Here is a 6,719-nt window from a genome sequence, read left to right as displayed (position 1 = left end):
GGCCTCCTGCGATACACGAACCCGGACACCGCTCCCGAACTCCAGCACCCTGCACCACAGATCGGCTTCAACTACCTCGGACGCTTCCAGACCGGTGCTGCGGACGTGCTGGGGACGGGTCTGTCCGGTGGGATGGATCCGGCGATGCCGTTGGCGCACGTGGTCGAGGTGAACGCGCTGGCGGAGGACTCGGGCGAGGGCCCGGTGCTACGGGCGGTGTGGTCCTGGGCGGGCGAACTGCTCTCCCAGGAACGGGTCGCCGAACTCGCACAGGCCTGGTTCGCCGAGCTCACCGCGATCGCGGATGCCCTCACCCGGCAAGGAGCCGGCGGACACACACCCTCCGACTTCCCCCTCGTCACCCTCGCCCAGCAGGAGATCGAGACGGTCGAGGCCGAGCTGACGGCAGAGGACAACACCCTCGACGACGTGCTCCCACTGTCCCCGTTGCAGGAAGGCCTCGCCTTCCACGCCGCCTACGGCCAGGACCACGTGGACGTCTACACCTCCCAGCTCGTCCTGGACCTGTCGGGTGCGCTGGATGCGGAGCGGCTGCGGCAGGCCGCGCAGCAGCTGCTGGACCGGCATGCGAACCTGCGGGCCGGATTCCGGCAGAGTGCGGACGGCCGTTGGGTACAAGTGGTGCCCGGCCGGGTGGAGGCGCCGTTCCGCGTCGTGGAGGCGCCCCAGAACGCGGACCCGGAGGAGACGGTCCGTGCTCTGGCGGACGATGAGCGTGCGTGTGCGTTCGATGTGGCGCGGCCGCCGTTGGTGCGGTGGGTGCTGGTGCGGCTGGGTGCCGAGCACTCTCGGCTCATCCTGACGAACCATCACATCCTGCTGGACGGCTGGTCGATGCCGGTGCTGTTCAGTGAGCTGTTCGGCCTCTACCAGCAAGCGACCGGTACCGACGGTTTCGGTGTCGCCCCGGCGGTGGTGCGTCCGTACAGCGACTACCTGTCGTGGCTGGCCGCGGCGGACCGTCCGGCTGCGGAGCTGGCCTGGAGCGAGGCGCTGGCGGGAGTGGAGGAGCCGACGCTGGTGGCTCCGGACTTCGCGCAGGGCCGCGCGGAGGTTCCCGAGCGGCTGCGGACCGAGCTCCCGACGGCGCTGGTGGAGGAGCTGACTCAGCTGGCCCGCAGGTGGGGCGTGACGCTGAACACGCTGGTCCAGGTCGCCTGGGGCGTGCTGGTCGGTGGCCTGACCGGGCGTGAGGACGTGGTGTTCGGTTCGGTGGTCTCGGGGCGCCCGGCGGAGCTGCCGGGCGTGGAGGGCATGGTCGGCCTCTTCATCAACACGCTGCCGGTCCGGGTCCGTCTGGAGGCGGGCGAGACGATCGCTTCGCTGATGGGACGGGTGCAGCAGGAGCAGGCTGGCCTGCTCGCCCATCACCACCTGGGTCTGACAGGAATTCAGCAACTTGCCGATGCGGGACAGTTGTTCGACACGCTCACCGTGTACGAGAACTATCCTGTCGTGCAGGCCCCCGAGGTCGAGGACGGCCGCACGCTGCGTGTGCGGATCATCGAGGGCCTGGACGCGACGCACTACCCCCTGGCCCTGGCAGTGATCCCGGGCGGGGACGGGATGCGGCTGCGCCTGGACTACCAGCGGACCGTGTTCACCACCGACCGGGCGGCACAGATCCTCGAACGCTACCGGCACCTCCTCCAGGCACTGACCACCACCTCCGAACAGGCGACGCTCGCCCAGCTCGACACCCTCCTGCCGGGTGAGCGCGAGACCCTCGACGCCTGGAACGACACCGCCGTCGACGTCCCGACCGCGACGCTTCCCGAACTGTTCGCCGCGCAGGTCGCCCGTACCCCCGCCGCGACCGCCATCGAGTACGGCGACACCACGCTCACCTACGCGGAGCTCGACGCCCGCGCCAATCAGCTCGCCCACCACCTCATCGCCAGGGGCGTGCGCGCCGAGTCCCTCGTCGCGGTCCGGATGGAGCGGTCCGTCGAACTCGTCGTCGCCGAACTCGGCATCGCCAAGGCGGGTGGCGCGTACGTACCGCTGTTCCCCGACTGGTCCGCCGAGCACCGCGAGCGTGTCTGCGCGAAGGCGGGCGTGTCCCTGGTCCTCACGGCCGAAGACGTCGCCGCGGTCGACGGATACCCCGAATCCGACCCGGGCGTGCGCATCCATGCCGACCAGCTCGCCTACGTCATGTTCACGTCGGGGTCGACGGGCGAACCCAAGGGCGTGCCCTCATCGCACCGCGACGCGACGGAACTCGCTCTGGACGGCGGATTCGGCGAGCGAGCGGCCCAGCGCGTCCTGCTGCATTCGCCGCACTCCTTCGACGCGTCCACGTACGAGGTGTGGGTACCGCTGTTCAAGGGCGGGCACATCGTCGTCGCGCCGCCCGGCAGGGTCGACCCCCGTGAACTCGCTGAGCTGATCCGGTCGAGCGGGGTGACCGGGCTGTTTCTGACAGCCGGCCTGTTCGCGGTCATGGCGGAGGAGCACCCGGACTGCTTCGCAGCGGTCGTCGAAGTGCGTCCGGGCGGTGACGTCGTGTCACCCGCGGCTGTCCGCCGGGTGCAGCGGGCCTGCCCGAACACCCAGGTCGTGGTGATGTACGGGCCTACCGAGGTCACGGTGTTCGGCACCTACAACCGGATCGGCCCGGTTCCGGACGACGCCACCGAGGTGCCGATCGGGGGCCCGCTGGACAACATGCGTCTGTACGTCCTCGATTCAGGGCTGCGTCTTGTCGCCCCGGGACTCGTCGGCGAGCTCTACATCGCCGGGTCCGGCGTCGTACGCGGCTATCTGCGTCAGCCCGCGCTGACCGCGGGACGCTTCGTCGCCAGCCCGTTCGGAGACGGCGAGCGCCTCTACCGCACCGGTGACCTCGTGCGGTGGAACGAGCACGGCCAGATCATGTTCGTCGGCCGCGTCGACGAGCAGGTGAAGGTCCGCGGGTTCCGCGTCGAACCCGGCGAGATCGGCGCCACCCTGACCGGGCACCCCGACATCGCGCAGGCGATCGTGGTCGCCCGCGAGATCACAGGCGTCGGTCGGGGCAAACAGCTCGTCGGATACGCGGCGCCGACCCCGGGGGCGACGCCTCCCGACCCGACGGAGCTGCGCCGCTTCCTGGCCGAGCGGTTGCCCGAGTACATGGTCCCGGCCGTGATCACGGTGCTTGACGCCCTTCCGCTCACCCCGATCGGGAAGGTGGACCGCAAGGCACTGCCACAGCCGCAGTTCACCGCCGACGAGTCCAAGGCGCCCGGAACACCTCAGGAGGAGGCCCTGTGCCGGCTGTTCGCCGAGGTCCTTGGCCTGGAGACGGTCGGTGTCGACGACTCGTTCTTCGACCTGGGCGGACACTCGCTCCTCGCGACCCGTCTCGTATCGCGGATGCGCGCCGTCCTGACCGCCGACATCAACGTGCGCGGTGTCTTCGAGACGCCCACCGTGGCCGGTCTCGCGTCCCGTCTGGTCATCGCGGACGCGGACCGTCCGGCGCTGGAGCCTCAGGTCCGCCCCGAGCGGCTTCCGTTGTCCTACGCCCAGCGGCGGCTGTGGTTCCTCGACCAGTTCGAGGGGCCCAGCGCCACCTACAACATCACCGTCGCACTGCGGCTGAGCGGCACGTTGGATGTGGCGGCTTTGCGGTCGGCTGTGGCGGATGTGGTGGGTCGGCACGAGAGTCTGCGGACGGTCGTGTCGGCGGATGCCGCGGGTGTTCCGTTCCAGCGGGTGTTGCCGGTGGACGAGGTAGCGGTGGAGATTCCGCTGCTGGAGGTGGAGCCGTCGGAGGTGTCCGCTCGGGTCGCGGAGTCGGCGGCGTACGCCTTCGACCTGGCGTCCGAGATTCCGCTGCGGGGCTGGGTGCTGCGCGGCGGGGCGGACGACCACGTGTTGGTGCTGGTGGTGCATCACATCGCGGGTGACGGTGAGTCGATGGCCCCCCTGTCCCGCGACCTGGTGGGCGCGTACACCGCCCGGTGTGCGGGACGCGCTCCCGAATGGGAGCCGCTGCCCGTGCAGTACGTCGATTACGCCCTGTGGCAGGAGGACGTCCTCGGGGACGAGGAGGACCCGCAGAGCCGGCTTTCCGAGCAGCTCGCCCTCTGGAAGGCGGAGCTGGCGGGCGTTCCGCAGCCGTTGCGGCTGCCCACGGACCGGCCGCGTCCGGCCGCGGCCAGCCACCGCGGTGACCGCGTCGAGTTCACGATCGAACCGGAGCTCTTCGCCTCGGTGGAGGAGCTGGCGAGCCGCGAGGGTGCGACGGTGTCCATGGTCCTGCAGGCCGCTCTGGCGGTTCTGCTGCACCGCCTCGGTGGCGGGGATGACATCACGATCGGCTCGCCGATCGCCGGCCGTACCGACGAGGCGCTCGCCGACCTGGTCGGCTTCTTCGTCAACACCTGGGTCCTGCGCGCCGACCTGACCGGTTCCCCCACCTTCACAGAAGTGCTCGCCCGGATACGGGAGAAGGCGCTGGCGGCCTACGACAACCAGGACGTGCCGTTCGAGCGGCTGGTGGAACTCATCAACCCCGAACGCTCCACCGCCTACCACCCGATCTTCCAGACCATGTTCATCTGGCAGAACGCCAGCAGGCCCGACTTCGAACTTCCCGGTCTGCGCGTCTCCTACGAGCCGGTCACGGTCGACTCCGCCAAGTTCGACCTGACCTTTGGCATGGGGGAGACCGTCGGCCCGGACGGGCGCCGCGTCCAGGGCAGCGTCGAGTACACCGTCGATCTGTTCGACCACAGCACGGTGGAGGCGCTCACCGCCCGGTTCGTGCGGGTGGTGGAGCAGGTGGCGGCCCGGCCGCTCACCCAGGTCGCCGATGTGTCGCTGCTGGGAGAGGCGGAGCGCCGGGAGCTCACCGCCCGCCCGGCGACGGTTCCGGTCACCGACACCGTGGTCTCGCGCTTCGAGCAGCAGGTGCTGGCCACCCCCGACGCAGCTGCCGTGTCGTTCGGCGCGTCCGTCCTGACCTATCGACAGCTCGATGAGCAGGCCAACCAGCTCGCCCGGCTGCTCCGGGAGCGGGGCGCGGGTGCGGAGCGGTTCGTGGCGCTGCGGATGCCGCGGACCGAGGAACTGGCGGTCGCGATCCTCGGCGTCCTGAAGTCGGGAGCGGCCTACGTGCCGGTCGACCCGGCCTATCCGGCCGACCGGATCGCCTACATGCTGGAGGACTCCCGGCCGGTCATGACGGTCACACCGGAGGTTCTGGCCGAGAGCTCCGCCTATCCGACCGACACCCTCGACGTCGTCGTGTCGCCGCGGCAGCCGGCCTACGTCATCTACACGTCCGGCTCGACCGGCAGGCCCAAGGGCGTGGTGGTCGAGCACGGCAACGTGATGCGGCTGATGGACGCCACCGACGGCTGGTTCGGATCGGGACCCGAGGACGTGTGGACGCTGTTCCACTCGTACGCCTTCGACTTCTCGGTGTGGGAGCTGTGGGGCGCGCTGCTCCACGGCGGCCGCGTGGTCATCGTGCCGTACGAGACCAGCCGCGACCCGCACGCATTCCTCGAACTCCTCGCCGACGAGCACGTCACCGTGCTCAGCCAGACACCGTCGGCCTTCTACCAGCTCATGGCGGCCGATCAGGAGATGCCCGCTGTCGGAGACCGACTGGCGTTGCGCCAGGTCGTGTTCGGCGGTGAGGCACTCGATCCGGGACGGTTGACGACGTGGTACGCGCGGCACGCGCAGGACGCGCCGGTCCTGGTGAACATGTACGGCACCACCGAGACCACCGTGCACATCACGTACGTCGCGTTCGACGCGGCGACGGCCGCATCGGCCCCGGGATCCGTGATCGGCGTGCCGATCCCCGACCTCGCGGTCTACGTCCTCGACGGGCGGCTCCAGCCGCAGCCGCCCGGGGTCCCGGGCGACCTGTACGTGGCGGGCGCGGGCCTGTCGCGCGGATACCTCAACCGGCCCGACCTGACCGGAGGCCGCTTCGTCGCCGATCCCCACGGCGCCCCGGGCACGCGGATGTACCGCACCGGCGACATCGGCCGCCGGCTCGCCGACGGACGCCTGGAGCACCTCGGCCGCAGCGACGACCAGGTGCAGCTGCGGGGCTTCCGCATCGAGCCCGGTGAGATCGAGGCCGCACTGCTGTCCAGCCCGGCGGTGGCCCAGGCCGCGGTCCTCGTACGGGACGGGCGCGGCAGCGGCGGCCAACAGCTGATCGGGTACGTGGTCGCCGCGGACGCCGACATCGACGTCGACGCGCTGCGGACGTTCGTGGGAGGACGACTGCCCGCCTACATGGTCCCGGCCGCGTTCATGGTCCTGGAGCGGCTGCCGCTGACCCCGAACGGCAAGCTCGACCGAGCCGCACTGCCCGAACCGGAGGTCAGCTCCAGCAACGCCTTCCGCGCCCCGCGCACAGCGCTCGAAGAAGTCCTGTGCTCGGTCTACGCGGACGTCCTCGGCCTGGAACGGGTCGGCATCGACGACGACTTCTTCGCCGTGGGCGGTGACAGCATCCGCTCCATCCAGGTCGTCGCCCGCGCCCGCACCGCCGGAATCGACATCAGCCCCCGCGAGGTGTTCGAGCACCGCACGGCCGCCGGTCTCGCCCAGCTCGCCTCCGACCGTGAGGCCATGGGTACGCGGCCGGTGCTGGCCGAGTTGTCGGGTGGGGGAGTGGGATGGTCGCCCCTGCCCCCGGCCGCCCAGTACCTGCTGGAGCTCGGTGGTGGGTATGGCCG

The 6,719-nt window shown here is 70.6% G+C and carries 1 protein-coding gene; it reads left to right on the top strand.

All coding sequences use genetic code 11. The features are described 5' to 3' along the window. Nucleotides 1–6,719 (top strand): amino acid adenylation domain-containing protein (locus tag ACWCQ6_RS34975; RefSeq protein WP_451096215.1); only part of this gene is annotated, 6,719 nt, incomplete at both ends.

This window comes from Streptomyces sp. NPDC001880 (assembly GCF_053594575.1).
Note: the sequence above shows the minus strand (reverse complement) of the source record. Positions and strands in the feature narration are given on the sequence as shown.